The sequence below is a fragment of the Epilithonimonas xixisoli genome, assembly GCF_004365655.1.
GTDB classification, from domain to species: domain Bacteria; phylum Bacteroidota; class Bacteroidia; order Flavobacteriales; family Weeksellaceae; genus Epilithonimonas; species Epilithonimonas xixisoli.
This window is the reverse complement of the sequence record NZ_SOEO01000001.1, coordinates 1055973-1082585: the sequence shown is the minus strand read 5'-3', so window position 1 is coordinate 1082585 and position 26613 is coordinate 1055973. Positions and strand designations below refer to the sequence as shown.

At 36.1% G+C, this 26613-nt stretch carries 23 protein-coding genes and 1 pseudogene; 11 read left to right on the top strand and 13 right to left on the bottom strand.

The annotated features are described in order from the left end of the window. Window positions 1–14 precede the first annotated feature (14 nt). From B0I22_RS04905 to B0I22_RS04895, 3 genes are all read left to right on the top strand, one after another. Window positions 15–1541: a SulP family inorganic anion transporter gene (locus tag B0I22_RS04905; protein WP_133943531.1), complete on the top strand. Its 1527-nt coding sequence runs from the start codon at window positions 15–17 to the stop codon at window positions 1539–1541. A 156-nt stretch (window positions 1542–1697) separates the two neighbouring features. Next, window positions 1698–2873 (top strand): DUF1566 domain-containing protein, encoded by a 1176-nt coding sequence (locus B0I22_RS04900; RefSeq protein ID WP_133943530.1) that lies wholly within the window; start codon window positions 1698–1700, stop codon window positions 2871–2873. Window positions 2874–2972: 99 nt separating this feature from the next. Beyond that, window positions 2973–4565: a peptide chain release factor 3 gene (locus B0I22_RS04895; protein ID WP_133943529.1), complete on the top strand. Its 1593-nt coding sequence runs from the start codon at window positions 2973–2975 to the stop codon at window positions 4563–4565. A gap of 37 nt (window positions 4566–4602) precedes the next feature. On the opposite strand, the gene B0I22_RS04890 is transcribed toward B0I22_RS04895, so the two are convergent. Then, entirely contained in the window at window positions 4603–5229 is a 627-nt protein-coding gene (locus B0I22_RS04890; protein WP_133943528.1) for a hypothetical protein, read from the bottom strand. A gap of 295 nt (window positions 5230–5524) precedes the next feature. Here B0I22_RS04890 and B0I22_RS04885 point away from each other — a divergent pair, with 295 nt between their 5' ends. Next, window positions 5525–6463 carry a DUF4349 domain-containing protein gene (locus B0I22_RS04885; RefSeq protein ID WP_133943527.1) on the top strand — a complete coding sequence of 313 codons (939 nt, stop codon included), beginning with the start codon at window positions 5525–5527 and terminating at the stop codon, window positions 6461–6463. A 54-nt stretch (window positions 6464–6517) separates the two neighbouring features. Here B0I22_RS04885 and B0I22_RS04880 read toward each other — a convergent pair whose 3' ends face one another. Beyond that, complete coding sequence (locus tag B0I22_RS04880) at window positions 6518–7075, bottom strand: tetratricopeptide repeat protein (RefSeq protein WP_133943526.1); 558 nt, start codon at window positions 7073–7075, stop codon at window positions 6518–6520. Window positions 7076–7296: 221 nt separating this feature from the next. Between B0I22_RS04880 and B0I22_RS04875 the strand changes: the two genes are divergently transcribed. From B0I22_RS04875 to B0I22_RS04850, 6 genes are read left to right on the top strand one after another with little or no spacing between them, the layout of a single operon-like run. After that, window positions 7297–7971: a MarR family winged helix-turn-helix transcriptional regulator gene (locus tag B0I22_RS04875; protein WP_133943525.1), complete on the top strand. Its 675-nt coding sequence runs from the start codon at window positions 7297–7299 to the stop codon at window positions 7969–7971. Window positions 7972–7974: 3 nt separating this feature from the next. After that, window positions 7975–9471, top strand: coding sequence for a phytoene desaturase family protein (locus B0I22_RS04870; protein ID WP_133943524.1), 1497 nt, complete (start codon window positions 7975–7977; stop codon window positions 9469–9471). Next, a complete protein-coding gene (locus B0I22_RS04865; protein ID WP_133943523.1) occupies window positions 9455–10291 on the top strand; it encodes a phytoene/squalene synthase family protein in 837 nt (278 codons plus the stop codon). The genes B0I22_RS04870 and B0I22_RS04865 overlap by 17 nt, the downstream gene beginning before the upstream one ends. Window positions 10292–10340: 49 nt before the next feature. Further along, window positions 10341–10811 carry an SRPBCC family protein gene (locus B0I22_RS04860; RefSeq protein ID WP_133943522.1) on the top strand — a complete coding sequence of 157 codons (471 nt, stop codon included), beginning with the start codon at window positions 10341–10343 and terminating at the stop codon, window positions 10809–10811. Then, entirely contained in the window at window positions 10811–11269 is a 459-nt protein-coding gene (locus tag B0I22_RS04855; RefSeq protein WP_133943521.1) for a sterol desaturase family protein, read from the top strand. The genes B0I22_RS04860 and B0I22_RS04855 overlap by 1 nt, the downstream gene beginning before the upstream one ends. Further along, entirely contained in the window at window positions 11269–11973 is a 705-nt protein-coding gene (locus B0I22_RS04850) for a lycopene cyclase domain-containing protein (protein WP_133943520.1), read from the top strand. The genes B0I22_RS04855 and B0I22_RS04850 overlap by 1 nt, the downstream gene beginning before the upstream one ends. 291 nt (window positions 11974–12264) lie before the next feature. Here B0I22_RS04850 and B0I22_RS04845 read toward each other — a convergent pair whose 3' ends face one another. From B0I22_RS04845 to B0I22_RS04820, 6 genes and pseudogenes are all read right to left on the bottom strand, one after another. Beyond that, entirely contained in the window at window positions 12265–12837 is a 573-nt protein-coding gene (locus B0I22_RS04845) for a YciE/YciF ferroxidase family protein (RefSeq protein ID WP_133943519.1), read from the bottom strand. A 226-nt stretch (window positions 12838–13063) separates the two neighbouring features. Continuing rightward, window positions 13064–13570, bottom strand: coding sequence for a CinA family protein (locus B0I22_RS04840; protein WP_133943518.1), 507 nt, complete (start codon window positions 13568–13570; stop codon window positions 13064–13066). Between the two features lie 255 nt (window positions 13571–13825). Further along, window positions 13826–14779 (bottom strand): transketolase family protein, encoded by a 954-nt coding sequence (locus tag B0I22_RS04835; RefSeq protein ID WP_133943517.1) that lies wholly within the window; start codon window positions 14777–14779, stop codon window positions 13826–13828. 12 nt (window positions 14780–14791) lie between these two features. Further along, on the bottom strand, window positions 14792–15640 hold the full coding sequence (locus B0I22_RS04830; protein ID WP_133943516.1) for a transketolase: 849 nt from the start codon (window positions 15638–15640) through the stop codon (window positions 14792–14794). 6 nt (window positions 15641–15646) lie between these two features. Then, a pseudogene (gene fsa / locus B0I22_RS04825) lies at window positions 15647–16300 on the bottom strand (fructose-6-phosphate aldolase). 85 nt (window positions 16301–16385) lie between these two features. After that, a complete protein-coding gene (locus B0I22_RS04820) occupies window positions 16386–18767 on the bottom strand; it encodes a glycoside hydrolase family 127 protein (RefSeq protein ID WP_133943515.1) in 2382 nt (793 codons plus the stop codon). Between the two features lie 183 nt (window positions 18768–18950). On the opposite strand from B0I22_RS04820, the gene B0I22_RS04815 reads away from it, so the two are divergent. Further along, window positions 18951–19637: an NUDIX hydrolase gene (locus B0I22_RS04815; RefSeq protein ID WP_133943514.1), complete on the top strand. Its 687-nt coding sequence runs from the start codon at window positions 18951–18953 to the stop codon at window positions 19635–19637. A 115-nt stretch (window positions 19638–19752) separates the two neighbouring features. On the opposite strand, the gene B0I22_RS04810 is transcribed toward B0I22_RS04815, so the two are convergent. Genes B0I22_RS04810 through B0I22_RS04790 form a run of 5 tightly spaced genes read right to left on the bottom strand, consistent with a single transcriptional unit; the run spans window position 19753 to window position 26580 of the window. Further along, window positions 19753–21498, bottom strand: coding sequence for a sodium:solute symporter (locus B0I22_RS04810; RefSeq protein ID WP_133943513.1), 1746 nt, complete (start codon window positions 21496–21498; stop codon window positions 19753–19755). Window positions 21499–21500: 2 nt separating this feature from the next. Then, window positions 21501–22652, bottom strand: a complete 1152-nt coding sequence (locus tag B0I22_RS04805; RefSeq protein WP_133943512.1) for an aldose epimerase family protein — start codon at window positions 22650–22652, stop codon at window positions 21501–21503. Between the two features lie 25 nt (window positions 22653–22677). After that, window positions 22678–24174: an L-arabinose isomerase gene (gene araA / locus B0I22_RS04800; protein ID WP_133943511.1), complete on the bottom strand. Its 1497-nt coding sequence runs from the start codon at window positions 24172–24174 to the stop codon at window positions 22678–22680. 29 nt (window positions 24175–24203) lie between these two features. After that, window positions 24204–24905, bottom strand: coding sequence for an L-ribulose-5-phosphate 4-epimerase (locus B0I22_RS04795; RefSeq protein WP_133943510.1), 702 nt, complete (start codon window positions 24903–24905; stop codon window positions 24204–24206). Then, window positions 24889–26580: a ribulokinase gene (locus tag B0I22_RS04790; RefSeq protein ID WP_133943509.1), complete on the bottom strand. Its 1692-nt coding sequence runs from the start codon at window positions 26578–26580 to the stop codon at window positions 24889–24891. The genes B0I22_RS04795 and B0I22_RS04790 overlap by 17 nt, the downstream gene beginning before the upstream one ends. Window positions 26581–26613: the final 33 nt, after the last annotated feature.

Here is a 26613-nt window from a genome sequence, read left to right as displayed (position 1 = left end):
ATTTTCAAATTCTTATGCAGAAAGTTCTCAACCTTTTTGATTTCTCTCAAAAAGTAAATTATAGAAACGAAATATTCGCAGGATTAACCGTTGCAATGACGATGATCCCGGAATCCTTATCGTTTGCGATTCTTGCTGGATTTTCACCATTGACAGGTTTGTACGCCGCTTTTATCATGGGATTGGTCACAGCAATTTTTGGCGGACGACCGGGCTTGATTTCCGGTGGCGCCGGCGCAACTGTGATTGTTTTGATTCCATTGATGATTTCCCACGGCATCGAATATGTTTTTGCGACCGTCGTTTTGGCTGGAATCATTCAGATTATGGTCGGGATTTTTAAGTTGGGTAAATTCATTCGGCTTGTTCCGCAACCTGTAATGTACGGCTTTGTGAATGGTTTGGCGATTGTGATTTTTATGTCGCAAATCAATCAGTTTAAAATCCAAGGTTCGAATAGTTGGTTGTTTGGAAGTCCTTTATATATAATGCTTGGCTTGGTCGCGTTGACGATTTCTGTCGTATTAATATTTCCAAGATTGACAAAGAAAATTCCAGCTTCATTGGTGGCGATTGCTGTTACTTTTGCTTTGGTAATGATTTTCGGAATTCAAACTAAAACAGTGAGTGATATTGCTAATATTGCTGGCGGTTTTCCTCCGTTTCACATTCCTAATGTTGAGATGTCTTTTGAAGTTTTGAAAGTCATTTTTCCATTTGCATTGATCATGTCAACCGTTGGATTGACGGAAGGTTTGTTGACCTTAAATCTGGTTGATGAAATCACAAATTCCAAAGGAAACAGCAACCGAGAATGCGTCGCACAAGGAACAGCCAATATTCTCAACGGATTCTTTACCGGAATGGGCGGCTGTCCAATGATTGCGCAGACTTTGGTCAATCTTTCTGCTGGCGCAAGAGCTAGATTATCTGGAATCATTGCTGCTTTGGTTATTCTTTTTATCATTCTTTTTGGAGCACCAGTAATTGGAAAAATGCCCGTCGCAGCGTTGGTTGGCGTAATGATCATGGTTGCTATCGGAACGTTTGAGTGGGCAAGTTTCAAAGCGATCAAGAGATTTCCGAAGTCTGATATTTTTGTGATGGTGGTTGTGACTTTGATCACCGTTTTCCTTCACAATTTGGCATTGGCCGTTTTGATTGGTGTGATTATTTCTGCTTTGGTTTTTGCTTGGGAAAGTGCGAAAAGAATCAGAGCGAGGAAATATATTGATGATAATGGTGTGAAACATTACGAGATTTTTGGACCTTTATTTTTTGGTTCGACAACTACTTTTGCTGAGAAATTTGATGTGATGGATGACCCAAAAGAAGTGATTATTGATTTCAGGGAAAGTCGTGTTGTGGATATGTCTGCGATTGATATTCTGAATAAACTGACTGAGCGTTATCACTCTCAAGGGAAAACGATTCGCCTTAAACATCTTAGTCCTGATTGCAGACGATTGATAAAAAATGCGGAGAATTTTGTTGATATCAATATTATTGAAGACACTGAATATGGGGTTTTGAAGAATTGATATATCTATAATATTGAGAATCCTAAAATAAGATTATAAATAAATATTTAAAAAAATTGAATTATTTTACAAAAGACACACAACAGGCAAAAAAGTATATTAAAAATTGACACCTATATTAAAGAAAAATAGATGATATTTGCAAAAAATTCAAATATGAAATCAATTAAAATCCTATCTTTATTCATTCAAATTATTCTTTTCCTATTCGTAATATCATGTAGTAATTCTGATGATGAAAATTCTGAAACTAATGTTACTGTTACATTACCAAAAATCATCACATTAAAAGCAGAAAATATACATTCAACCGGTGCTGAATTAGGAGGTAATATTACTGATAATGGTAATGGTCAAATTATTAAATATGGTATATGCTGGGGAACATCTGATAATCCTACTATTTCCTCAAATAATATTAAAGAATATTATAATAATTTAACAGGATTATTTTCATTTAATCTAAGTAATGAATTAGAACCTAATAAAATATATTATGTACGAGCGTATTGTGAAAATGCAAAAGGTTTACAATATGGTAATACTGTTAGTTTTAAAACAGATGAAATATTAAATATAATTAACCCAACAAATATACTTGCAACTGAAGTGGAATTAAGAGCTAGTATAAATCAGGAAAATTCAACTAGTTCATTGGTAGGATTTGTATATAGCAAAAACCCTAATCCGACTATAAATGATAATTTCGTTAGTAAAACTGTTATTGGTTCTGCTTCTTACGATTTAACTGCAGTAAACTTAACTAAGGATACGACATATTATGTTAGAGCTTGTAAGAAGAATTCATCAGGAGGCTATTATTATTCTGAACAAAAACAATTTAAAACAACAGGATATTTTGGACCAGCTGGTGGTTATGTTGCTTATGACAAAGGTGAAACAACTAATGGTTGGAGGTATTTAGAAATACATCCAACCTCACTTAAATATTACTCCAATACTAATGGAGCTTCTTGGGGCGAAGTTAAATACATCTCAGGAACAGTAACAGATTTTGGAAAAGGTTTAGAAAATACACAAATTATTGTTAATAATACCTCACAAGCAGATTGTGCTGCAAAGCTTTGTTATAATTTGACCCGAAATGGCTATTCAGATTGGTTTTTAGCATCAAGCGAAGAGATGTTAGTAATATCAAATAGTTTGTATAAAGCTAACATAAATATTGGAGATTATGCTTGGACATCAACACAAAATACTTCCCAGTATTCATACTCAACTAATTTTAAAAATCAACAGACTGGATTTGAATTATTTGGTTACTATTCCAAAATATTAAATCTCAACGTTTTTCCAGTAAGAAGATATTAAAATAAAATATATAGCAGAAAGTAGGTACTAATTCTTTTATAAAAACTCGATTTTCAGAATTCGATAAAAAACACGATTTTTGCAGTCTCAAATTTTATTATGTCTTTAGAACAAGAAATCAGCAGGAGAAAAACTTTCGGGATCATCTCTCACCCCGATGCGGGAAAAACGACGCTTACAGAGAAACTTCTTCTTTTTGGAGGTGCGATCCAGGAAGCGGGCGCGGTGAAATCCAACAAGATCAAAAAAGGAGCAACCTCCGATTTTATGGAAATCGAGCGTCAAAGAGGGATTTCCGTAGCGACTTCGGTTTTGGCTTTTGAATATAAAGGTCACAAGATCAATATTTTGGATACGCCAGGTCACAAGGATTTTGCTGAAGACACATATAGAACTTTGACGGCGGTTGACTCCGTAATTGTCGTAATCGACGTTGCGAAAGGGGTTGAAGAACAAACGGAAAAATTGGTTCAGGTTTGTAGAATGCGAAACATTCCGATGTTGGTGTTCATCAACAAGTTGGACCGTGAGGGTAAAGATGCCTTCGATCTTCTTGATGAAGTGGAACAGAAATTGGGTCTTCGTGTGACGCCACTTTCTCTGCCAATTGGTATGGGAGCGGACTTTCAGGGAATCTATAATATTTGGGAAAAGAATATCCAATTGTTTTTGGAAGAGAAAAAACAGAAAGTTGGTGAGGCGATTAAGTTTGATGACATCAATGATGCTCAAATCGATGAGTTGGTTGGTGCAAAAGCCGCTGCGACGCTTCGTGAAGAGTTGGAATTGGTGGAATCCGTTTATCCGGAATTTGACCGAGACGATTATATGAACGGCGATCTACAGCCTGTTTTCTTCGGTTCCGCTTTGAATAATTTTGGAGTTAGAGAATTGCTTGATGCTTTCATCGAAATTGCGCCGAAGCCTCAGCCAAAGGAAAGTTCGACGAGAATTGTAAAACCTGAAGAGAAAAATTTCACTGGATTTGTGTTCAAAATCCACGCAAATATGGACCCGAAACACAGAGATCGTTTGGCGTTTGTGAAAATCGTTTCCGGAACTTTCAAACGAAATGAAAATTACTTGCTTGTAAGAGAAGGCAAAAAAATGAAATTCTCCTCTCCTAACGCATTCTTTGCGGACAAAAAAGAAGTTGTGGACGAGAGTTTCCCAGGCGACATTGTGGGACTTCACGACACAGGAAATTTCAGGATTGGTGATACTTTGACGGCTGGTGAAAAGATCAGTTTCAAAGGAATTCCGAATTTCTCTCCGGAGCATTTCCGTTATATCAACAACGATGATCCACTGAAAGCGAAACAGTTGGCCAAAGGAATCGACCAGTTGATGGACGAAGGTGTTGCCCAGCTTTTCACATTGACAATGAACAACAGAAAAATCATTGGAACGGTTGGAGCGTTACAATACGAAGTGATCCAATACCGTTTGGAGCACGAATATGGTGCAAAATGTACGTATGAGCCAATCGGAATCCACAAAGCTTGTTGGGTGGAAGCGGACGAAAGGTCTGAGGAATTTCAGGAATTTGCGCGATTGAAACAGAGATTTTTGGCGAGAGATAAATACGACCAATTGGTTTTCCTTGCAGATTCATCTTTTACGATTGTGATGACACAGGAGAAGTTTCCGAATGTGAAGTTGCATTTTATTAGTGAGTTTAAACAATCATAAAACAAAAAAGTGATTCCTAGATTGGAATCACTTTTTTTTATTTAAACCATTTGTTTAATCTTCTTTTTGTTCGATCAAAAGCAGTTTGTTCCCAAATCACTTCAAATCCGTTCCAAAAAACTCGGATTTGATTTCCAAAATCTCTGTAAAAAACAAATTTAATATCCTGATGTTGAACATAAACATTGTTGACATTAGAAGATTCTGACAAATATTTTGAATTTTCTTCACGCACTTTTTCTAGTCTTAATAATACATTTTGTGCTTCTTCCAATGGTAAGTATCTGAACGCATAAGCATTTCCCAGATTTCCATTAGAATCTCGATTTTCTCCAAAAAATGCAAGCAATAATCCTCTTTCATTTACTTCATCACAATTGAAAGCTACAGAAATCAAACCTCCGCTATCATCGGATGCTAAACTTTCGGTTTCAAATTTAATTTCTCGATTTCCAGCATCACCAATAATCTGATTGATAATATATTCCTTTGACCGAAACTGAGAAATCTGTTTTGCAACTTCTTTTTTTGCAGCATTCGCCGCTAAAAATGTAACCGCAGTTGCCGCTGCTGCTACACCTACAGCTGCACCAGTTGAAGGTCTGCTTTGAGCATTAGAAAACAATCCACAACAAACTAGGATTGGAATTAGAATTTTTTTCATAGGTTTTAAGTTTTAGAATTTAAAATTAAAAAAAAATTAGATTCATTTGAATTTTTAATAAATAATTTTCAACTTAATAATTAAATGCAAAAATATTCAGTTGGATTTAGTTTAAAAACACGGATTTATTATTATAACTTGAATTCAAATCTGATTTAATCTCTTGTAAATCTTTTGTAAAATAAACACAAACAACTGATTTACATTAATTTAAAACCTTACAAAAACAATCCCTTTCATTTACAAATTAATTTTTCACAGCCTTGGTAGTTTTACATCAACAAAATTATCCAAAATGAAAAAATTAATATTGACCGTGTTCGCCTTGAGCACATTGACAATGTGTAAGAAGGCAGATTTAGAACAAGCTAATAATGCAATCGCTAATGCAGATTCGTTATTTGATAAAGCTTCGGAAAGCGTACAGAAATTTGAATCTACCGCCAATTCGATTGTGGATTCAGTCAACTTGAAGGCTAAAGATTTAATTAAAAATAAAGAAGAAATCGAGAAAGCTTTTGAAAACAGCAAGAGCAAAATCGATTCAATTGGTGAGAATGTTGAGAAATTCAAGAAGGAAATCGAGGAGAAAAAAATCAGTTCCAATCTGGATTCGATTAAAAATTCCATCAAAAAAGAAATTCCAAAACCTGTCAACAAAACGGTTAATAAAATCGTTTACAGAGACAAACCGCAACAAGATTCACATCCAAAACCAGCTTCGATTATAAAGAAAGGTTATGTAGAAATCAATGTTGATGATATTGCAACGGGAAAATATTTGGTTCAGGACCAAATCAGAAGATATGACGGAATTATCAAAACCGAAAATCTCATTAGCAATGACGAATTCCAAACTTACTACATCACGGCAAAAGTTCCGTTGCAGAAATTCGATTATTTGGTTGAGGAATTGGCAGACCTTGGAATTGTGAAAAATAAGAATGTCGAGATTGTCGGAAATGATTACAATCAAAACAAAATGTGCGACATCGAAATCACTTTGTACGGCAACAAAATCCATCCAACTGTGGACGAAAAAGACAAAAGCTTTGGATCAAAATCTCTGGACGCAATTTCCTCTGGCTGGGATGTCATCGGAAGCATTCTGCTCTTTCTCCTACCCTTTTGGCCTGTTTTCCTGATTGCCGGAATTGTTTATTATTTCTATAAAAAGAAAAACAACAAAACTCAAAATCCTTCTGAAAATAAGGATTCACAAGAGAATGTATAAAACAAAAGACGCTTAAATTAAGCGTCTTTTTTATAATAAAGAGTGTATTAAAAATTAGTTCATCAAGGTTTTGCTCAAAGCGAGCGCATCTTGGTTTGAACCGTCATATTGCAAAGATTTTGCGATATATTGTTTTGCTTTTTCCTTATCGGTGTCTTTATCTTGGAATGCAATAAAGAAATAGGCGTAACCCAGATTTTGCTTAGAAGCTTCCACTTCCTCTGGTTTTACTTTTGCAATATATTGTTCATAAGCCTGTTTAGCACCTTGGTTATTTTTCGCAGATTGGTTGGCGTATCCAATACTGTAATATGCTGGCGCCCAATCTGGAATGATGGCTGTGATCTTGTTCCAAGTCGCAATTGCAGAGTTCCAATCTCCCGCGTCTTGATAGGCTGTTGCTAAAGTCACCAAAGCTTGTGTATCATCTGGTTTTGTCGCAACTTGCTTTTGCAAGGCTTCTATTGTAGGGTTTGTAACTGCTGTGCCTGTCGCATTTGCAGTCGTTTCCATTTTTACAGTATCATTCGTGGTCGGTGTTGTTTGGGCAGTTAAGTAGCTTCCTGCTACCAATGATAATCCAAACATTAAACTTTTCATTTCCGTTTTCATAACTTTTTGTTTTAATGTTATTAGCTAAGCCACAACAACGATTCCATAATTCGTTATTCTTTTCAAATTTTAATTTTTTTTAGAAATTCTTAACATAAATCTCAGCGTAATTAAGATTTTTTACGATTTATCAAATTTGTGAAATAAATTTTGACTAATTTTATATCATTAATAAACAATTGGCATAATAATTAGTACAGAAAAATACAAATACATCACAAATGAAATATAGTTTTATTAAAGATATCATCAATCTAGCGGAAGAATTTGAATCACAAAATCAAGAAAATTTTTATTCAAACGATGCTGATGGTTTCAAAGCTTGGGTTGCAAACTCAGAATTTAAAAAGGTCAAATCCGAAACTTCCCAGCAAAACTGGCCCGGAAAAGAAAACGGAAGATCAGCGGAAAGCGTGATTAGCACTTTGTTGGTCCATCTCAATCGCTATGCAAAAACTTATTCCAAATCCGCCATCGCAGGTTCGGATTTCAAAACGCAGGACGAATTCAGTTATTTGATCAATCTCAAAGCTTTTGGTTCGATGACTAAAATGGAATTGATTAAAAAAAATATCCACGACAAATCCTCCGGAATATTGATCATTAACAGATTAATAAACCAAGGCTGGATTCAACAATCCAATTCCCAAGAAGACAAGCGATCCAAAGTTCTTAACATTACTGAAGCTGGAAAATTGGCATTAGACAATCAAATGGAAAAGATTAGAAACGCCACACAAATTGTCAGCGGAAATCTAAACCATTCCGAAAAAATGGAATTGATAAGAATTCTCGACAAATTGGAAAAATTCCATCAGCCTATATTCTCCAAAAATATCAACAGCGAAAAATTAATAGAAACCGTTTACCAAGACTACTCTTTCGGGAAAAATTAAATTATGAAAAAGAAAATTGCCATCATCGGTTCCGGATTCTCAGGCTTGTCTGCCAGCGCCTACTCCTCAAAACTCGGTCACGAAGTTCACGTTTTCGAGAAGAATTCCACAGTTGGAGGTCGTGCGCGAAGTTTCCAGACGGAGAATGGCTATACTTTCGATATGGGTCCAAGTTGGTATTGGATGCCAGATATTATCGAAAATTTCTTTAATGATTTTAATAAAAAAGCTTCCGATTTCTATGAATTAGTGCCACTCGATCCACAGTTTGAAATGGTTTTTTCTGATGGAATAATGGGAATTCCCCAAGATTTTGAAGCAATGAAAACGCTCTTCGAAGAGACCGAAAAAGGCGCAGGACAACGCTTGGACGATTTTATGAAAGACGCCCAATTCAAGTATGAAGTTGGGATGAAAGATTACGTCACAAAACCTTGCAATTCTTGGTTTGAGTTTGTTTCGCTTAAGATTTTAAAAAGTGCGTTCAGTCTCGATTTGTTAACAGATTTCAGCAAGTTTGTCCGAAAATATTTTTCACATCCAAAGTTGATTACGCTAATGGAATTTCCTGTGATTTTCCTTGGTGCTTCTCCGAAAGATATTCCAGCGCTGTATAGTTTGATGAATTATGGCGGATATAAATTAGGAACTTGGTATCCAATTGGAGGCTTCATCAAGATTATAGAATCGATGCAGGAAATCGCTATGGAACAAGGTGTTAAGTTTCATTTTAATGCTAACGTCGAGCAAATTGTCATTAATGATAAAAGAGCAAATGCGCTCATTGTCAATGGCGAAAAAATTGAGTTTGATTCCATTATTGCTTCCTCGGATTATGAACACACGGAACGCAAAATGCTTCCAAAAGAATACAGAAATTACGACGATAATTATTGGAAGAAGAAAACTTTCGCACCGTCTTGTTTGATATTTTATTTGGGAATCAAAGAAAAAATTCCAAATCTGAAACATCACACGTTGTTCTTCGAAAATGATTTAGACCTGCACACGACGGAAATTTATGGTGATAAAAAATGGCCTTCAAAACCATTGTTCTACGTTTGTTGTCCATCAAAAACAGATAAGAATATTGCACCGGACAATTGCGAAAATATATTTTTATTAATGCCAATCGCCACCGGAATTGCAGATTCTGATCAAATGCGGGAAAAATATTTCCTCGAAATGATGAGCAGATTGGAAAAACACACGAACGCGGAAAATTTAATTTTAAAAATCGAATATAAAAGGAGTTTCTGTTTGGAGGATTTCAAACAGGACTACAACGCCTTCGAGGGAAACGCGTACGGACTGGCAAATACATTATCACAAACGGCCGTTCTGAAACCTTCTCTCAGAAACAAAAAAGTAAAAAATCTCTTCTACACAGGACAATTGACGGTTCCAGGTCCTGGAGTTCCACCAAGTATTATTTCAGGGAAAATCGCATCGATAGAAGCCAACAAACAATTAATATCTAGCTATGAAAAAACTATTTGACGACCTATCTTTCAAGATAAGCAAACAGACGACAAAGCAATACAGCACGAGTTTTTCGCTAGGAATCTTGGCTTTATCATCCAAAATTCGGAATCCCATTTACGCAATCTATGGTTACGTGAGATTAGCAGATGAAATTGTGGATAGTTTTCACGGCTTTGACAAAGAAAAACTTTTAACACGTTTCCGAGAAGACACTTTTTTGGCCTTGGAAGAAAAAATTTCTCTCAATCCAATTATGCAATCGTTCCAAGAAACTGTTCATCAATACGAGATTGACCACGAACTCATCAAGCAATTTCTGCGAAGTATGGAAATGGATTTGCACAAAATTGATTACAATTCAGAGCTTTACAAAGAATACATTTTGGGTTCCGCGGAAGTGGTTGGTTTGATGTGCCTTCATATTTTCGTCAATGGAGACAAGGAAGAATTTGAGAGGTTGAAACCTTCAGCAATGATTTTGGGGTCGGCTTTCCAAAAAGTAAATTTCCTGCGTGATATGAAAGACGATTATGATGTTTTGGGCAGAACTTATTTCCCAAATGTTGACATCAAAGCATTTGACAATCAAGTAAAAGCGGAAATCGAAAAAGAAATCGCACACGAATTCCAATTGGCACTAGAAGGCATCAAAAAATTACCAACTTCTTCCAGATTTGGCGTTTATTTGGCGTACAGATATTATCTTTCTCTCTTCAAAAAAATCAAGAAAACGTCGGCTACAAAAATGATAAACCAAAGAATCCGAATCTCAAATAGCAAAAAAATATCCTTGATGATGGAAAGTTATGTAGAATATAAAATGTTATCGATCTAAATTTCTATAGATCTGTAAAATGAAATTGAAATAAATCTAAAAATTGAAAATGGTACACAGACTTTATAGAGAGCAACAACTCAACTGCGATATAGAAACGGCTTGGAAATTCTTCTCATCCGCCAACAATTTAGCCGTCATCACGCCGAAAGATATGAATTTCACCGTGTTGACAAAATTGGAAAACGACGAAATTTACAAAGGAATGCTGATAGATTACACGGTTTCACCTGTTTTTAAAATTCCTATGAAATGGCAAACGCAAATCACACAAGTGGATTTCCAAAGAAGTTTTACCGATTTTCAGCAAAAAGGACCTTACAAATTGTGGAATCATTACCACGAATTTATCCCCAATGAAAATGGTGTTTTGATAAAAGATACCGTAAGCTACGAAATTCCGATGGGATTTTTTGGCGAAATAGCACACCAACTTTTTGTGAAAAGCAAGCTTAAAAGTATCTTTGATTTCCGACACGAAGTCTTGGAAGTGATGTTCAACAACAAAAGAAAAGAATAATGAATTTCTTGATAATTTTAATAACTTTTTTCCTGATGGAAGGCTTTACGTGGGTCGTTCACAAGTACGTGATGCACGGATTTTTATGGTCACTTCACCGCGATCATCACGATCATAGCAGTGATCCGCCATTAGAAAAAAATGATTACTTCTTTGTTATTTTTGCGATTCCTGCAATTGCATTGATGTACATTGGAACAATGAACGATTTTGATGTTTGGTTTTACATCGGAATTGGAATTACACTTTATGGAATGTCGTATTTTTTTGTCCACGATATTTTCATTCATCAACGCGTGAAGTTTTTGAAGGATACGAAAAACCCTTATTTATTGGCAATCAGACGGGCTCACAAACAACATCACAAACATATCAACAAAGAAGATGGCGAATGTTTTGGATTTCTTTGGGTGCCATTCAAATATTTCAAAATGTACTTTAATAAAGATAAAGCCTGATGATTCAATACACCTATTTGCTAATTAATTTCTTTACAGTAATCATCTGTTTTATTTTTTCTTTTCATCCGAAGATTAAGTTCAACAGACACTTTGGTGCTTTTATCAAAGCTTCGCTTTTAGTCGGTTTGGTGTTTATTCTTTGGGATGTTTGGTTTACAAAAAATGGTGTTTGGTGGTTTAATTATCGATATTTAATTGGCTTTAAAATTTCGGAATTGCCAATCGAAGAAATATTATTTTTCATTTGTATTCCCTTTTCCTGTGTTTTCACTTATTTCTGTCTTGATAAATTTTTCAAACTCGATTGGAAACCAGAATCTGAAAAGATTTTCGTTGTGATTTCATCCATCTTATTTCTGGGAATTGCACTATATTATCACGATAGAATTTACACATTTGTCACTTTCCTATCAACTTCAATTAGCTTGTTAATTTTGTATTTCGTTTTAAAAATCAATTGGATTGGGAAAGCATCTTTCATTTATTTGATATTGACACCTGGATTTTTCTTAGTTAATGGAATCCTTACCGGAACAGGTCTGGACTCTCCTATCGTGAATTACAATCCCGAAAATCACATTGGTTTCAGAATGCTGACGATTCCAATTGAAGATTTCTTTTACGGCTATGAGATGATTCTTTGGAATTTGTTTTTCTTTTATCGATTCAAAAAAGAGGAAATCGAAGCCGAAAAACTTTGAATTTACAAGGGAAAATTGAAATTAGTATTTCTGCGAATTTTGAACAATCGCTTATGTTTTACAAGACTATCTTTTTTATTTGAGGATTTATTTTTATCAGATTCAGATGTTTTCTGCTTTTCCGAACAACTCATAAATAAGCAGATTAAAAATAAATGTAAAAATTTTCCCATAATTTCTTCCAGAATCCAAATATATAATGCAAAGTTGATTTTAGATTATGACTTCAGTCATAGTGTTTGCGATAATTGAAATAAAAAAGAGAGCTATGATTTGGCTCTCTTTTTTTGATTATTTTGCTTTCGAATTGAGATTCACATCTGCTAGACTTGTCAGCAATTCGTCGCAGTTTCTTTCTTCTTCCAGCGTTTTGAGAAGATTTTTCAAAGCTTTACTTTCTTTCAGAATTTTAGCAAATGCTGCCAAAGTTCCGTAAGTCGCAATCTCGTAATGCTCGACTTTTTGAGCTGCCGCAATAATGCCGGCATCGCGTACACTTCCCGGTTTGGTTTCTTCTATAATGCTTTCTCCCTCGTCCAATAATCCTTGCATCGCATCGCATTTTTTGGCTTGCGCTTTTTTTCCAATCGCTTCAAAACATTCTTCCAATCTCGTAACGTGGATTTTGGTTTCTGCCAAATGGTTTTCTATGGCGGTTTTGAGTTTTTCGTTGGTCGCGTTTTTCATCATTTTTGGTAAAGCTTTTACCAATGCTTTTTCTGCCCAATAGATGTCTTTCAAACTATCTTCAAACAGATCATTCAGGTCTTTGGCTGCGTCCTTTTTAGCAGGTGTTTTGGAGTTTGCTTTGCTTGATGAAGCTGTTGTTTTCTTTGCAGCTGTACTTGTTTTTGTAGTTGCCATAATTTTTATTTATTTTAATAATTAATAAATGTGATTAAAACAATATTTACAACTATTAAGCCAAAATAAATTAACAATAAAATAAATATATTATATTATTAATAATTATTTGTACTAAATTTTAGACACAAAATAATAGAAGTTATAATAAAATAACTTCTTATAAAATTCAAATAAGAATAATCAATTTGAAAAATTAAAATATTAGAATCAGCTCAACTTTATTTTAAATTGAAATGGTAGAATGATTTCTTTTAACCTCGCAACGAAGGCAACCCAAAATATAATCCATAAAATAATGTTGGGCATCCATCGGTTTGGTGAGGTGGTGAAGTTCGATTTTATCACTCCGAATAATCGTTCCTCGATAAGCGATGCTGTAATATGCAAAAATTTCATTGTCCGATTCTGGAACTGGGGTCGCGTAACCTGTGGTAGCAATCGACCAATCGGTATCAAAAATCAAGGCTACATTTTGAGACATCGCTTCACAAATCTCCCGTGAGACACAATTTGCCGCCCGGGCTTTGTCATAGTCGATGTTGAAATGTTTCACTTTTTGCTCCAGCGTGTAAGCGGTGATTCCACCTTTGAAAAACTTTTCTGCACCAGGCATCTGAGAAAAAGCCAACTGCAGAAATCCAGAAGTTACACTTTCTGCCACGGAAATCGTTTCATTTCTTTCCCTAAGATTATAGCTAATCTTGTCTAGTACTGCTTTTAGAAGTTCCATCGTTTCTTTATTTTAAATTATTAATTGATAAAAAGAACCTGATTCGTTCTGAGACTATTACAAAGTGATTGTCAATTATAGACAAGCACTTCTTTTTGAAAGTATTGACTCAAAGCTACTGACTTAGATAAGCTTAGAATATGATTTGACTCATAACAACTGATTTTTTTTAGAATTTCACTTGATTGAAAAAACAAAAACCGCAACTCAATCAAATAGTTGCGGTTTTAAATCATTAAAATAAATACTGAAATTCTATTTTCTTTTCAAAACTTTTTTTACAGCTTCCACAATGGATTCAGCATTCAGTCCGTATTTTTCCATTAATTCTGAAGGTGTTCCGCTTTCACCGAAGCTATCATTTACCGCAACATATTCCTGAGGAACATAATATTCGGTTGTCAAAACCTGTGCAACACTGTCGCCAAGTCCGCCCAATCTGTTGTGTTCTTCCGCCGTTACAATGCAACCAGTTTTTTTGATTGATTTTAAAATCGCTTCAGAATCCAAAGGTTTGATGGTATGAATATTAATAATTTCTGCATCAATTCCCAACTCTTCTAATATTTCGCCCGCTTTGATGGCTTCCCAAACCAAATGTCCGGTTGCAACGATTGTCACATCTTTTCCTTCGTTTACCATCCAAGCTTTTCCGATTTCGAATGTTTGATTTTCATCTGTGAAAACAGGAATTACAGGTCTTCCAAATCTCAGATAAACTGGTCCTTCATAATCTGCAATCGCAATGGTTGCTGCTTTGGTCTGATTGTAATCGCAAGTATTGATCACCGTCATTCCCGGAAGCATTTTCATTAATCCAATATCTTCCAAAATCTGATGAGTTGCACCATCTTCTCCCAAAGTCAATCCTGCGTGGGAAGCACAGATTTTCACATTCTTATCAGAATAAGCTACGGATTGACGAATCTGGTCATAAACTCTACCAGTCGAGAAATTAGCAAAGGTTCCTGTAAATGGAATTTTACCTTCGATCGCCAAACCTGCAGCGATGCCAATCATATTCGCTTCTGCAATTCCGATTTGGAAAAATCTTTCAGGTGCTTTTTCGATGAATTTCTCCATTTTCAAAGAACCGATAAGGTCTGCGCAAAGTGCCACAACGTCTGGATTTTTATCCGCCAATTCTGCCAATCCAGCTCCAAATCCACTTCTGGTGTCTTTACTTTCTGTGTATGTATATTTTTTCATTTGATTCAAATTTTAGTAATCACCCAAAGTTTCTTCTAATTGGTCTAATGCTTTTTGCAGTTGCTCATCATTAGGCGCTTTTCCGTGCCAAGCGTGCGTTCCCATCATATAATCTACGCCGTGACCCATTCCGGTTTTTAGCAAAATACAGATTGGTTGTCCTTTTCCGGTTAGAGATTTTGCTTCGTCTAGAACTTTAAGAATTTCTTCCAAATCATTTCCATTTTCTACTTCCAGAACTTTCCAGTCGAAGGCTTCGAATTTTGTTTTAAGACTACCTAAAGAAAGGACTTTTGAAGTTGGTCCATCGATTTGTTGTCCGTTGTAATCTACAGTTGCAATCAAATTATCAACCTTGTTGTGAGAGGCGTACATTATCGCTTCCCAGTTTTGTCCTTCCTGCAATTCACCATCACCGTGAAGACTGAAAACTAGGTTCTCATCTTTGTCTAATTTTTTACCGATGGCGTGACCAATCGCAACAGATAAACCTTGTCCCAAAGAGCCAGAAGCAATACGGATTCCAGGCAAACCTTCGTGCGTGGTTGGATGTCCTTGTAATCTGGAATTTAATTTTCTGAAAGTGGCTAATTCTGATTTGTCAAAATAACCAGCGTGCGCTAAAACACTGTAAAAAACAGGCGAAATATGTCCATTAGAAAGATAAAAAGCATCTTCTCCTTTAGCTTTCATATCGAAGCCTTCTTTACGTTTCATTGCATCAAAATACAATGCAACCAAAAAATCTGTACAACCCAGCGAACCACCAGGATGTCCGGATTGACAAGCGTGAACCATTCTTACAATATCTCTCCTCACCTGAGAAGCGATACTTTGAAGTTTTGAAATATCGTGAGCCATAATCGATTATTGCATTTTTTGTGAATCTTTGATGAACTGCTCCAATCCACTATCTGTCAAAGGATGTTTAAGTAAAGATAAGATCGGTTGGATAGGGCAAGTCACAACATCTGCTCCAATTTTTGCACAATTGATAATATGCATCGCGTGGCGAACTGACGCTGCTAGAATCTCAGTTTCGAAACCATAATTATCAAAGATCACTCTGATTTCTTCAATCAAATTTAAACTATCTGTGGAGATATCATCTAATCTTCCTAAAAATGGAGAAACGTAAGTTGCTCCGGCTTTCGCTGCCAAAAGAGCTTGTCCAGCAGAGAAAATCAAAGTACAATTGGTCTTAATTCCTTTATTAGAAAAATATTTTAAGGCTTTTACACCGTCTTTTATCATTGGGATTTTCACCACAATATTGGGATGAATGGCAGCAAGAACTTCTCCTTCTGCAATCATTTCTTCGTAAGTTGTAGAAAGAACTTCTTAAGAGATGTCTCCATCTACAATGTCGCAAATGTCTTTGTAATGCTTAAGAATAGCTTCGTTTCCGCTGATGCCTTCTTTTGCCATCAATGATGGATTGGTTGTTACACCGTCTAGAATTCCTAAGTCATTTGCTTCTCTTATCTGCTCTAAATTGGCAGTGTCGATGAAAAATTTCATAAAGATTTAGTTTAAGTTTTGTAAGTGTTAAAATTACACTTATTTTGTTATATTTACAATTATTTTATTTAAATTCAAGAAAATATTACGGATTAAAGCTTTGATTCAGTAAACGCAATTCTATGATTTTGGCTGTATTCTTTTCATTTTTTGCTTTTATTGTAACCGTTAGTTTTTCAATATTAAATTCTGATTGAGGAATTTCTAAAATTAATTGTTGAATTTTGGTGCCAAAAGCACCTTCCAAAGTTCTAGAAACCACATTCTTTCCATTAACATCAATATTCAAAACACGGTTTTTATTTGTATCAAAATAAGCCAGATAAAGATATTTAGCTTGTTTGTTTTTGTTTCTCATCTCGTAACTGAACCAGCCTTTGGCATCACGGAAATGACGGTCTTCAAAATAACCAGCAGACGATTCCTGACTTTTGAAAAAATGATCGGACTCCGGCTGTTGCTCTCCCAATGCAATCTTGTCTTCGGTAATACTTTCCAACTTTCTAAGTTCCTGCTCTTCTTTAGTTTTTAAAGTCATTAATTCCTCAATTTTATCTTCATCGGCTTGAGGCCAATAAATGATATATCTTTCTGCTTGAATACGATTAAAAGGAACTAATTCCAATCCATCTTTGAATTTATCTTTTGGATAAAGTCCATCCAATTTAAACTTTAAACCTTGCGTATTTTCTTTTTTGATATGTTCCAAAACAGATGAAGATTTCCCGACAATCACCGGAATATCATTAAGTGGAATCTGAATTCCGTGCGCAATATGTCCGCCTCTACTGTCATCCGCAAACAATCCCTTTTGATTTTCGGTTCCATATTTTGCAGCTAAAACAATCGGTCCATATTTGAAAGCATAATAATCTGAACCATCAGGAAGTTGTTCTGCTGAAAGATGCATCGGCAATTGCATTACCACAACATCGCCATTTTTCCAAGTTCTATTGATATTAGAATAGCCGTCTTGGTCTTTATTAATTGGATATTCTTTATTATTAATTAAAATTTTGACTTCAGAACTGTTTGTCCATTCTGGAATTCTTAGTTTCAAATTAAATTTTGATTTGTTTTTTAAATTGAAAATCAGTTTGGTTTCAGAAGATTCTGGAAAATGATTGATTTGGGTAACGGTTACATTTTTCTCTTTCCAATTAAGTTTTGAAGGAATAAAAAGATTGACCAAAAGATCTTTTTCCGTATGAGCAAAGATCAATTCTCCATATTTCCCGTGGTTCTCCAAACCAGAACCTACGCAACACCAAAAACTGGTTTCCGGCTGGGAATAAACTCTGTAATGACCCGGACGCATTGGCGTAAAATATACAAAACCGCCTTTCTCATCATGCTGAGTCGATAAAATATGATTGTAAAGCGCTTTTTCATAATAATCCATATAGGATGACGAACCAGAAGTCGCAAAAAGATCTTTGGAAAGTTTCAGCATATTGTACGTATTGCAGGTTTCCGGACCTTCTACACTTTTCATCATTCCACTAAAATCTGTAATAGGATTGAAATGTTCACTCACGCTGTTTCCTCCAATAGCAACGGATCTTTTGTGAACCACATTTTGCCAGAACAAATCTGTCGCCTGATTCCAGTTTTGATCATTGGTAATATCAGCAATTCTCTTGAACCCAATCACTTTAGGAATTTGGGTGTTGGCGTGCATTCCTGTCAAGACATCTTTCTTTTCCAGAAGCGGATCAAGAACTGTGTCTTGTGAAAAATCTTTGGCTAATTTAATATACTTTTTATCGCCAGTTATGTTGTAAACATCAGCAAAAACTTCGTTCAAACCGCCGTGTTCGCTGATGAGCAAAGTTTGGATTTGATTTCTGGATAATTTTGAAGTGGTAGCAATCATCCAATCTGTCAGTTTGATGAGCATTTTTTTGGCTTTCTTGCTGTCTGTGTACCAATATGCATCGCGCAAACCAGAATAAATTTTGTGAATATTATACAAAGGAACCCAACGGTCATTAAGCCCAAAAAGAGAAGAACGGATATTGCCTTCGGAGATTTCTTTCCAGATTGCTTTTCCATTAGGAACTCCTGAGATGTAGCCATTTCCCGACGCATTCTGACATCTTTCCAGTTCATCTATCACATAATCTAATTTTTCCTTGATTTTAGAATCGCCTGTTGACGCATACATCAGAGATAATGCCGATAGATAATGACCTCCGATGTGTCCGTCTAAGCCAGTACTTTCCCAATTTGGATAGTTGGAAGCTTTGGAAATCAATCCTGCTTCTTTGAGATAAGGTGATAACAATCGATCTGGATTGAGTGAAAGAATGTAACTTTTGTCCAGGTTCATTGCGTTTTTAAAATCACTGTCCAAGAGCTGAACATCCTGAAGTTGGAAATATGATATTTTTTGATATTTTTGATTTTCTTGCGCTTCCGAAAATTGGAAACTCAAAAGGAGAATGATGAAGAATATCTGTTTCATAAAATTTGGTGTTTTAATTAAATCGAATGATTGTCGCTATTGAAAAGCATTGATCGAGATTTAATTTGAAATTGTTTAAAATAATTTTTAATAAATGTAAACAAAACGTTTATTAATTTTTATATCCGATTCGCCAATTAAAAATGATAAATTTGTAAATTATTTAAAAATTAATACCATTTAATGAGGAAAGATTACTCACAATATATAAAACATCTCATCGCTGTAGATTGCATTATTTTTGGCTTTGATGGCGAAAATCTGAAAATCTTACTTGTCAAAAGAAACTTTGAACCTAAAAAAGGAGAATGGTCTCTGATGGGAGGTTTCGTAAACGGAGAAGAAACTCTGGATGAATCTGCCAGCCGCGTTCTTCATTCTTTGACTGGATTGGAAAACATCTATTTGGAGCAACTCAAAAGCTTTAGTGAATTGGATCGTGAACCTACGGCGCGAATCATTTCTGTTTCTTATTTTGCCCTTATCAATGCGGATGAGAATATCAAGATTAATGAAAAATACAGTGCGCAATGGTTTGATCTAAAGGACTTTCCGACATTGATATTCGATCACAACATAATGGTAGAAAATGCGGTTACAAGATTGAGATATCGTGCTTCTACACAACCTATCGGATTTGAATTGTTGCCAGAAAAATTTACGATGAAAGATCTGCAATCTCTTTATGAAGCTATTTTTGATGAGAAATATGACAAGAGAAATTTCATCAGCAAAATCAATAGTATGGATATCCTTGTGAAAACTGATGAAAAAGATATGACTTCTTCCAGAAAAGGTTCTTTTTTATACCGATTTGATAAGGAAAAATACCATAAAAAATTATCTCAAGGTTACTTATTCAAAATATAATTTCTTAAATAGAATAAGGATAGTAGAGAAAAGCAAAAAGATATTTTATTAAAATACTGATCACCAAAGAAGTGATCAGTATTTTTTTAATAAATATAAAGAGAACAAACTTTCTTTACCAGAAATACCAGTAGAACAATCCGCAAAGAATAACAACTCCAAGAGATGCTACGACGTCCCAAACATTCCAGCTTTTTCTAATTAACTCTTTGTAACTTCCTGTGAATGTGATTGCATCGATTTGTTGAGCTGTTGGTTTTGGTGTAAACATAGACACGACAATCATTAATACAATAATGAAAACCAATAACCATATTTCGAATATCAACCAGTTCGTTTGCCAGAACCAAGTTGTGTTTTCCCAGAAAACTCCAGTCATCACATCTTTTCCGGAATTGGTAAAAATGTTGGTTAACAAACGTACCATTCCAAGGATGAAACCTACAATCATTCCTACTTCTCCCGACTTTGGCGAGATTTTCTTAGAAAAAATTCCTAATGCAAAAACCGCAACCATCGCCGGCGCCAACAAAGATTGAATCCCTTGAAGATAATCATATAAACTACCCAAACTCTTCATCACAGGAATCCAAACAATCCCTAAAACCACAACACCCATTGTAGCCAAACGACCTACATTAACGTAAGTAGCTTCGCTTTTATCTTTGTACATTGGTTTGTAGAAATCTTCTGTAAACAATGTTGCACAAGAGTTGAAAAATGCAGCCAATGATGCAACCAATGCAGAAATAAATCCAATTGTTACAATCCCTTTAACGCCTGCAGGCAAAACAAACTTTACCATAGAGCCAAAAGCCGTATCCGGATCGCTCAAAACAAATCCACTATCCGGACGAGCCGCCAAAGCCGCCGCAATCATTCCTGGAATCAAGAACATAAAAACTGGCAACAATTTGAAATAACCAGCTGCAATCGTTCCTCTTCTTGCACGCATCATCACGACTTCATTAGCTTCGCCTTTTTGTTGGCCAAGAACTCTCTGAACAATGTGCTGATCTGTACACCAATACCAGAAACCAATAATGGAAGCTCCCAAGAAAACCCAGAAACCTGGATAATCGTCATACATAGGATCACCAGTTTCCAAGTGGAACATATGATTGGTACCATAAGCAACACCATCTGCACCAACATTTTGAGTCTTTGCAAAATCTATCATTGCAGTCCAGCCTTCGCCAATACTTCCGTTTCCAAGAGCAGATAGTCCTAAGAAAAGAACCATAAAAGAACCAATAATCAAAATCGGCGTTTGGATTGCAGACAATGTCATTACGCCTTTCATTCCACCAAGAACAGTGAAAATTCCGGTCAATAAAATCAATCCAATCGCACCATACCAGAATGGAATTCCCAATAGACTTTCCATAAAGATTCCACCTGTGAAAGCAGTTACGCTTACTTTAGTCAAAACATAAGCAATCAATGTAATGATTGAAAGCCAAGATCCTGTTGCTGGCGTATATCTGTATTTAAGAAAATCTGGCATTGTGATGATTTTCCCCATTTTGTTGTTCATCAATTGATAAAATGGAACGAAAAGCCATCCTAACAAAAGAATCATCCAACCTTGCATTTCCCAGTGCGCCATTCCTACTCCGGATTTTGCACCAGTTCCTGCTAGTCCTACAAGATGCTCGGAACCGATATTTGCTGCGAAGATTGCGGCCCCGATAATGTACCAAGGTTCCCCTTTTCCAAATAGATAATCTTCACTATTGGCGCCGTCCTGAGACTTTTTGTCTTTTTGTACAGAACGCCAAACAGCCCAACCGACTGCTACGATTCCGACTACTATGATTACCCAGTCTAGCCAGATAAATTCGTGTGAATTCCAATTCATAGTTATTTTTTTACAGAGAATTTATAAATCGTTTTTGTTTCATATTTCTGTCCTGGTTCCATAACCACAGAAGGAAAAGATGGCTGATTCGGAGAATCCGGATAATGTTGAGTTTCTAAACACAAACCAGTTCTGAATTCATTTTTGCCACCAGTTTTTGTATCGTATTTTCCATCAAGGAAATTCCCTGAGTAGAATTGGACGCCTGGTTCAGTAGTAATTACTTCCATTACTCTTCCAGATGCCGGATGATAAAGTGAACCAATCGTTCTCAATCCTTTTCCATCCAAAACCCAGCAATGATCGTAACCTTTTCCTAATTTCAGTTGCTCATCCGAAGCTTCTATATCTTTACCAATTAATTTTGATTGATTAAAATCGAAAGGCGTTCCTGCAACTGGCTTCAATTCTCCAGTTGGGATCAAAGTATTATTAACAGGAATAAATGTTGCCGCTTTCAACTGAAGTTCGTGATCTGTAATTGGCTGATTGAAATTACCCGACAAATTGAAATAAGAATGTTGAGTCAAATTCACAATCGTTTTCTTGTCTGTTGTTGCAGAATAAGCGATCTCTAGTGCATTCTCATCATTCAAAGTATAAATTACAGAAACATCCAGCTTTCCAGGATAACCTTCTTCGCCGTCTGCACTTGTGTAATCAAGCTTCAAAGTATGATCGTTAGACGCTTTTTCATCCACTTTCCACAATTTAGTATAGAAACCTTTTTTACCACCGTGAAGATGATTTGGACCATCATTTTTGTCTAAATCGTAAGTTTTACCGTCTAATTCAAACTTCGCATTAGCAATTCTGTTTCCGTATCTTCCAATCAAAGCACCAAAGAAATAAGGATTTCCATTGAAGTAATCTTCAGGTTTTGTATAACCTAAAACAATATCCTGAAATTTACCGTCCTTGTCAGGCGCAGTAAGAGATGTGATGATCGCACCATAATTGATGATCTTCGCCTCCATCCCATTTTTATTTTTCAGAGTATATTGCTTGATAGAATCTCCAGCCGGAGAAACCGCATAATCTGAAACACTTAGTTTTTCCATAGTTGCATCTGATGGTTTTTCTGTTTTACTGCAGCTCCAAATAGATAGAGCTGTCAGCAAAACGACTGATATTTTGAATAATCTTTTCTTCATAATTTAAATAAATTAATTCGTAAAGTTATCTATAATAGATTTCATTCCAGTTAATGGTATTCTTGAAATCTCTGATTTTTGTATCTTCATCAATCACTAGAGATTCGATTCCTGCAATGCCTGCGAAATCTTCCAATTGCTCTACGCTCAAGTTTTCAGAATAACAAGTGTGATGCGCTCCACCGGCAAGAATCCAAGCTTCTGCAGCCGTGTAAAGATCTGGAAGTGGTTTCCAAAGAACCCTGGCTACAGGTAGATTTGGCATTTCTTCCGTAATATCTAAAGCTTTAGTTTTATTAATTAATAATCTGAAGTGATTTCCGAAATCCATTAATGCAGCTACCAAAGAATCGATATTTCCTCTTGAGTTGAAAACCAAACGAACCGGATCTGCCTTACCGCCAATTCCTAAAGGATGAATCTCACAAGATGGTTTGTTAACTGCCAAAACTGGATCAACTTCCAACATATGCGAACCTAAAATCGATGGATTGGATGGATTCAAATGATATGTGTAATCTTCCATAAAGGCATTTCCACCTTCAAGACCTTGTCCCATAATCTTCATTGCACGTACCAAAGCAGCCGTTTTCCAGTCGCCTTCTCCTGCAAATCCGTAACCTTTTGCCATCAATCTTTGAACAGCAATTCCTGGCAATTGTTCGATTCCGTGAAGGTCTTCGAAAGTATCAGAGAAACCTTTGAAGTTTCCATCAACCAAGAATTTTTCTAATCCAAGTTCTATTCTTGCAGCAGATTCCAATGATTTTCTGTTTGCTCCGCCAGCCAATAAAGAAGCGGCCATATTGTAAGAAGCCTCGTACTCTTCGATCAAAGTTTTAACTTCGCCTTCTCCTATAGAATTGATAACGCTTACAAGATCTCCAATTCCCCAAGTGTTCACAGAGAATCCAAACTTAGTTTCAGCTTCTACTTTATCTCCATCGGTTACAGCAACATATCTCATATTGTCTCCGAAACGAGCGAATTTAGCACCTTGCCAATCATCCCAACCGGCAGCAACTCTAGACCACTCTCCGATTTGTTTTTGTACTCTTTCTTCTGCCCAATGTCCAACAACCACTTTTCTGTTTTTGCGAAGACGGCTTACCATAAATCCGAACTCTCTGTCTCCGTGAGCCGCTTGATTCAGGTTCATAAAGTCCATATCCATTGTTGACCAAGGAATATCCTGATTGAACTGTGTATGAAGGTGAAGCATTGGTTTTTGCAAAGCACTTAAACCTCTGATCCACATTTTTGCAGGAGAGAAAGTGTGCATCCAAGTGATGATTCCGATACAATCTGGAGCGTGGTTTGCTGCCATTAATGTTTCGTAAATCTCATCTGTTGTTTTTACAGTTGGTTTCCAAACGATTTTTACAGGAATCAAAGAAGATTGTCCGAATGCTTCTACAATTTTTTGAGAATGTTCTGCAACCTGAGCAAGCGTTTCAGGTCCGTATAAATGTTGACTTCCGGTGATGAACCAGATTTCTTTAGTTTTTAAGTCTGTTAACATTGATATATATATTATTTATTATTTTAAAATTATTGTCCGTAGTAAGCGTCTTTACCGTGTTTTCTTTCGTAATGTTTCTTGATTAAAGAATCTTTTAAACGAGGTGCTAATGGATTAATCTGCCTTGTGAGATAAGCCATTTCTGCAACGGTTTCCAGAACTTTACTGTTATAAACTGCTTTGTCTGCGTTTTTGCCCCAAGTGAAAGGTCCGTGATTCCCAATCAGAATCATTTCTGTTTCCAGATGTGATAGTTTTTTTTCTTTGAAACAATCCAAAATCTGAATTCCTGTATTGAACTCATAATTTCCTTGAATCAATTCATCGCTCATCGGTTGTGCACAAGGAATATCAGAAGTCAAATGATCTGCGTGAGTTGTTCCAAAAATCGGAATATCCAACTGAGCCTGAGCCCAAGCCACAGAATACATCGCGTGCGTATGCGCTACTCCACCGATATCTTCCCAATGTTTGTAAAGATAAGCGTGGGTTTTTGTGTCAGATGACGGTCTTAATTTTCCTTCGATCACATTGGCATCATAGTCCATTATTACCATATCTTCCGGCTTCAAATCTTTGTAAGGAACACCACTCGGTTTGATAGCAAAAATTCCTTCTGCTCTATCTACCGCACTCACGTTTCCGAAAGTGTAAACCACCAATTTCAGTTCTTCCAACTGCATATTAGCTTCGTAGCATTCTCTTTGTAATTCCTTATACTTTGAGCTCATATCTTTTTTTTGCTTTAATATTAGACTCTGTGAAATCTGCCAATTGTTGGTATTGTTCCATAAAAGCTTCATACTTAATTACCTGATCAACTTGCGGAAAATATTCTGCTTCGAACTCAGATCCCATTTTGTTACTTGCTTCGATAACGGTTGTGTAAACGCCTGCTGCAACTGCTGCATAAATCGCTGCACCCAAAGCTGGTGCCTGATCAGATTCTGCAACAATAATTGGTCTGTTAAGAACATTCGCCAAAGTCTGCATAATGAAAGGCGACTTTCTAGCCACACCTCCAATTCCGATTACTTTTTCGATTTTAACACCTTCATCCTCGAAACGATCTACAATTTTCTTGGATCCAAAACAAATCGCATTAACCAAAGCTTTGAAAATATGGGGCGCTTTTGTTCCTAAAGAAAGATTGCTGATAGAAGCTTTCAAAGTTTGATCTGCGTCTGGCGTTCTTCTTCCATTAATCCAATCCAAAGCAATCGGAACGGCATCAGACAATGGAATATTTTCAGCTTCCTGAGTTAGACTTCTGATTAATTTATCAGAAACTTCTTCTCTAAGCGCTTCTTTTTGGGAAGAACTTAATAATTCAGAATTCATCAAAATTGAATTAACCGGCCAAAGTAAAATATCTTTATACCAAGCCAAAAGATCTCCGAAAGCCGATTGTCCAGCTTCCAAACCAACACAACCTGGAATTACAGAACCGTCAACCTGACCACAAATTCCTTTTACAGTTCTGTCGCCAATCTGCTGATGAGAACTGATCATAATATCACAAGTAGATGTTCCCATAATTCTTACGAGAATATTTTCATCCACTTTTGCTCCTACAGCGCCTGCGTGTGCATCAAAAGTTCCAACTGCGATTACAGTGTTGGTTGTTAACCCTAATTTTGTTGCCCATTCTTCGTTAAGATGACCTGCAACTTGATCAGAAGTGTAAGTTTCATTAAACAAACGACCTCTCAATTCTCCCAAATAAGGATCTAACTCATTCAAGAAATCTACTGGTGGAAGTCCGCCCCAGCTCTTGTGCCACATTGCTTTGTGACCAGCTGCACAACGGCTTCTTTTGAATGTTGCCAAATCTTTGTGATCTGCCAACAAAAATGTCATCAGATCGCAGTGTTCCATCCAGCTGTAAGCAGCTTCTTTGACTTGTTTATCTTCTCTTGCGATATGTAAAATCTTAGCCCAAAACCATTCGGATGAATAGATTCCGCCAACATATTTGGTGTAATCTTCTAATGATCTTTGCGCCAATTCATTGATTTCATCAGCTTCTTTGATTGATGTATGATCTTTCCAAAGAACCATCATTGCATTTGGGTTTTCCTCAAAACCTGGAACCAAAGCCAACGGCGTTCCGTCTTGAGTTACCGGAATTGGAGAAGAACCTGTTGTATCAATACAAATACTGACTACTTGTTCAGGATTTATTTGGCTGGTTTGAAGTACATTTTTAATAGTGAATTCAAGACCTTCAATATGATCTAATGGATGTTGTCTGAATCTGTTCTCGCTCGAGTTACAGTATTTCCCTTCGCTCCATCTTTTATAATTATGAACGCTGGAAGCCAATTCTGCCCCGTTATCCGTGTCAATCAGAACGGCTCTTACGGAATCGGAACCATAATCCAGACCTATAACATATTTTTTCATTGTAAAAGCTTTATAAATTTTGTTTAATTAATT

What these genes read in the sequence shown, in the direction of transcription:
- B0I22_RS04905 (WP_133943531.1), top strand. Translation starts at nt 15, where the DNA reads ATGCAGAAAGTTCTCAACCTTTTTGATTTCTCTCAAAAAGTAAATTAT.
- B0I22_RS04900 (WP_133943530.1), top strand. Translation starts at nt 1,698, where the DNA reads ATGAAATCAATTAAAATCCTATCTTTATTCATTCAAATTATTCTTTTC.
- B0I22_RS04895 (WP_133943529.1), top strand. Translation starts at nt 2,973, where the DNA reads ATGTCTTTAGAACAAGAAATCAGCAGGAGAAAAACTTTCGGGATCATC.
- B0I22_RS04890 (WP_133943528.1), bottom strand. Translation starts at nt 5,229, where the DNA reads ATGAAAAAAATTCTAATTCCAATCCTAGTTTGTTGTGGATTGTTTTCT.
- B0I22_RS04885 (WP_133943527.1), top strand. Translation starts at nt 5,525, where the DNA reads ATGAAAAAATTAATATTGACCGTGTTCGCCTTGAGCACATTGACAATG.
- B0I22_RS04880 (WP_133943526.1), bottom strand. Translation starts at nt 7,075, where the DNA reads ATGAAAACGGAAATGAAAAGTTTAATGTTTGGATTATCATTGGTAGCA.
- B0I22_RS04875 (WP_133943525.1), top strand. Translation starts at nt 7,297, where the DNA reads ATGAAATATAGTTTTATTAAAGATATCATCAATCTAGCGGAAGAATTT.
- B0I22_RS04870 (WP_133943524.1), top strand. Translation starts at nt 7,975, where the DNA reads ATGAAAAAGAAAATTGCCATCATCGGTTCCGGATTCTCAGGCTTGTCT.
- B0I22_RS04865 (WP_133943523.1), top strand. Translation starts at nt 9,455, where the DNA reads ATGAAAAAACTATTTGACGACCTATCTTTCAAGATAAGCAAACAGACG.
- B0I22_RS04860 (WP_133943522.1), top strand. Translation starts at nt 10,341, where the DNA reads ATGGTACACAGACTTTATAGAGAGCAACAACTCAACTGCGATATAGAA.
- B0I22_RS04855 (WP_133943521.1), top strand. Translation starts at nt 10,811, where the DNA reads ATGAATTTCTTGATAATTTTAATAACTTTTTTCCTGATGGAAGGCTTT.
- B0I22_RS04850 (WP_133943520.1), top strand. Translation starts at nt 11,269, where the DNA reads ATGATTCAATACACCTATTTGCTAATTAATTTCTTTACAGTAATCATC.
- B0I22_RS04845 (WP_133943519.1), bottom strand. Translation starts at nt 12,837, where the DNA reads ATGGCAACTACAAAAACAAGTACAGCTGCAAAGAAAACAACAGCTTCA.
- B0I22_RS04840 (WP_133943518.1), bottom strand. Translation starts at nt 13,570, where the DNA reads ATGGAACTTCTAAAAGCAGTACTAGACAAGATTAGCTATAATCTTAGG.
- B0I22_RS04835 (WP_133943517.1), bottom strand. Translation starts at nt 14,779, where the DNA reads ATGAAAAAATATACATACACAGAAAGTAAAGACACCAGAAGTGGATTT.
- B0I22_RS04830 (WP_133943516.1), bottom strand. Translation starts at nt 15,640, where the DNA reads ATGGCTCACGATATTTCAAAACTTCAAAGTATCGCTTCTCAGGTGAGG.
- B0I22_RS04820 (WP_133943515.1), bottom strand. Translation starts at nt 18,767, where the DNA reads ATGAAACAGATATTCTTCATCATTCTCCTTTTGAGTTTCCAATTTTCG.
- B0I22_RS04815 (WP_133943514.1), top strand. Translation starts at nt 18,951, where the DNA reads ATGAGGAAAGATTACTCACAATATATAAAACATCTCATCGCTGTAGAT.
- B0I22_RS04810 (WP_133943513.1), bottom strand. Translation starts at nt 21,498, where the DNA reads ATGAATTGGAATTCACACGAATTTATCTGGCTAGACTGGGTAATCATA.
- B0I22_RS04805 (WP_133943512.1), bottom strand. Translation starts at nt 22,652, where the DNA reads ATGAAGAAAAGATTATTCAAAATATCAGTCGTTTTGCTGACAGCTCTA.
- araA (WP_133943511.1), bottom strand. Translation starts at nt 24,174, where the DNA reads ATGTTAACAGACTTAAAAACTAAAGAAATCTGGTTCATCACCGGAAGT.
- B0I22_RS04795 (WP_133943510.1), bottom strand. Translation starts at nt 24,905, where the DNA reads ATGAGCTCAAAGTATAAGGAATTACAAAGAGAATGCTACGAAGCTAAT.
- B0I22_RS04790 (WP_133943509.1), bottom strand. Translation starts at nt 26,580, where the DNA reads ATGAAAAAATATGTTATAGGTCTGGATTATGGTTCCGATTCCGTAAGA.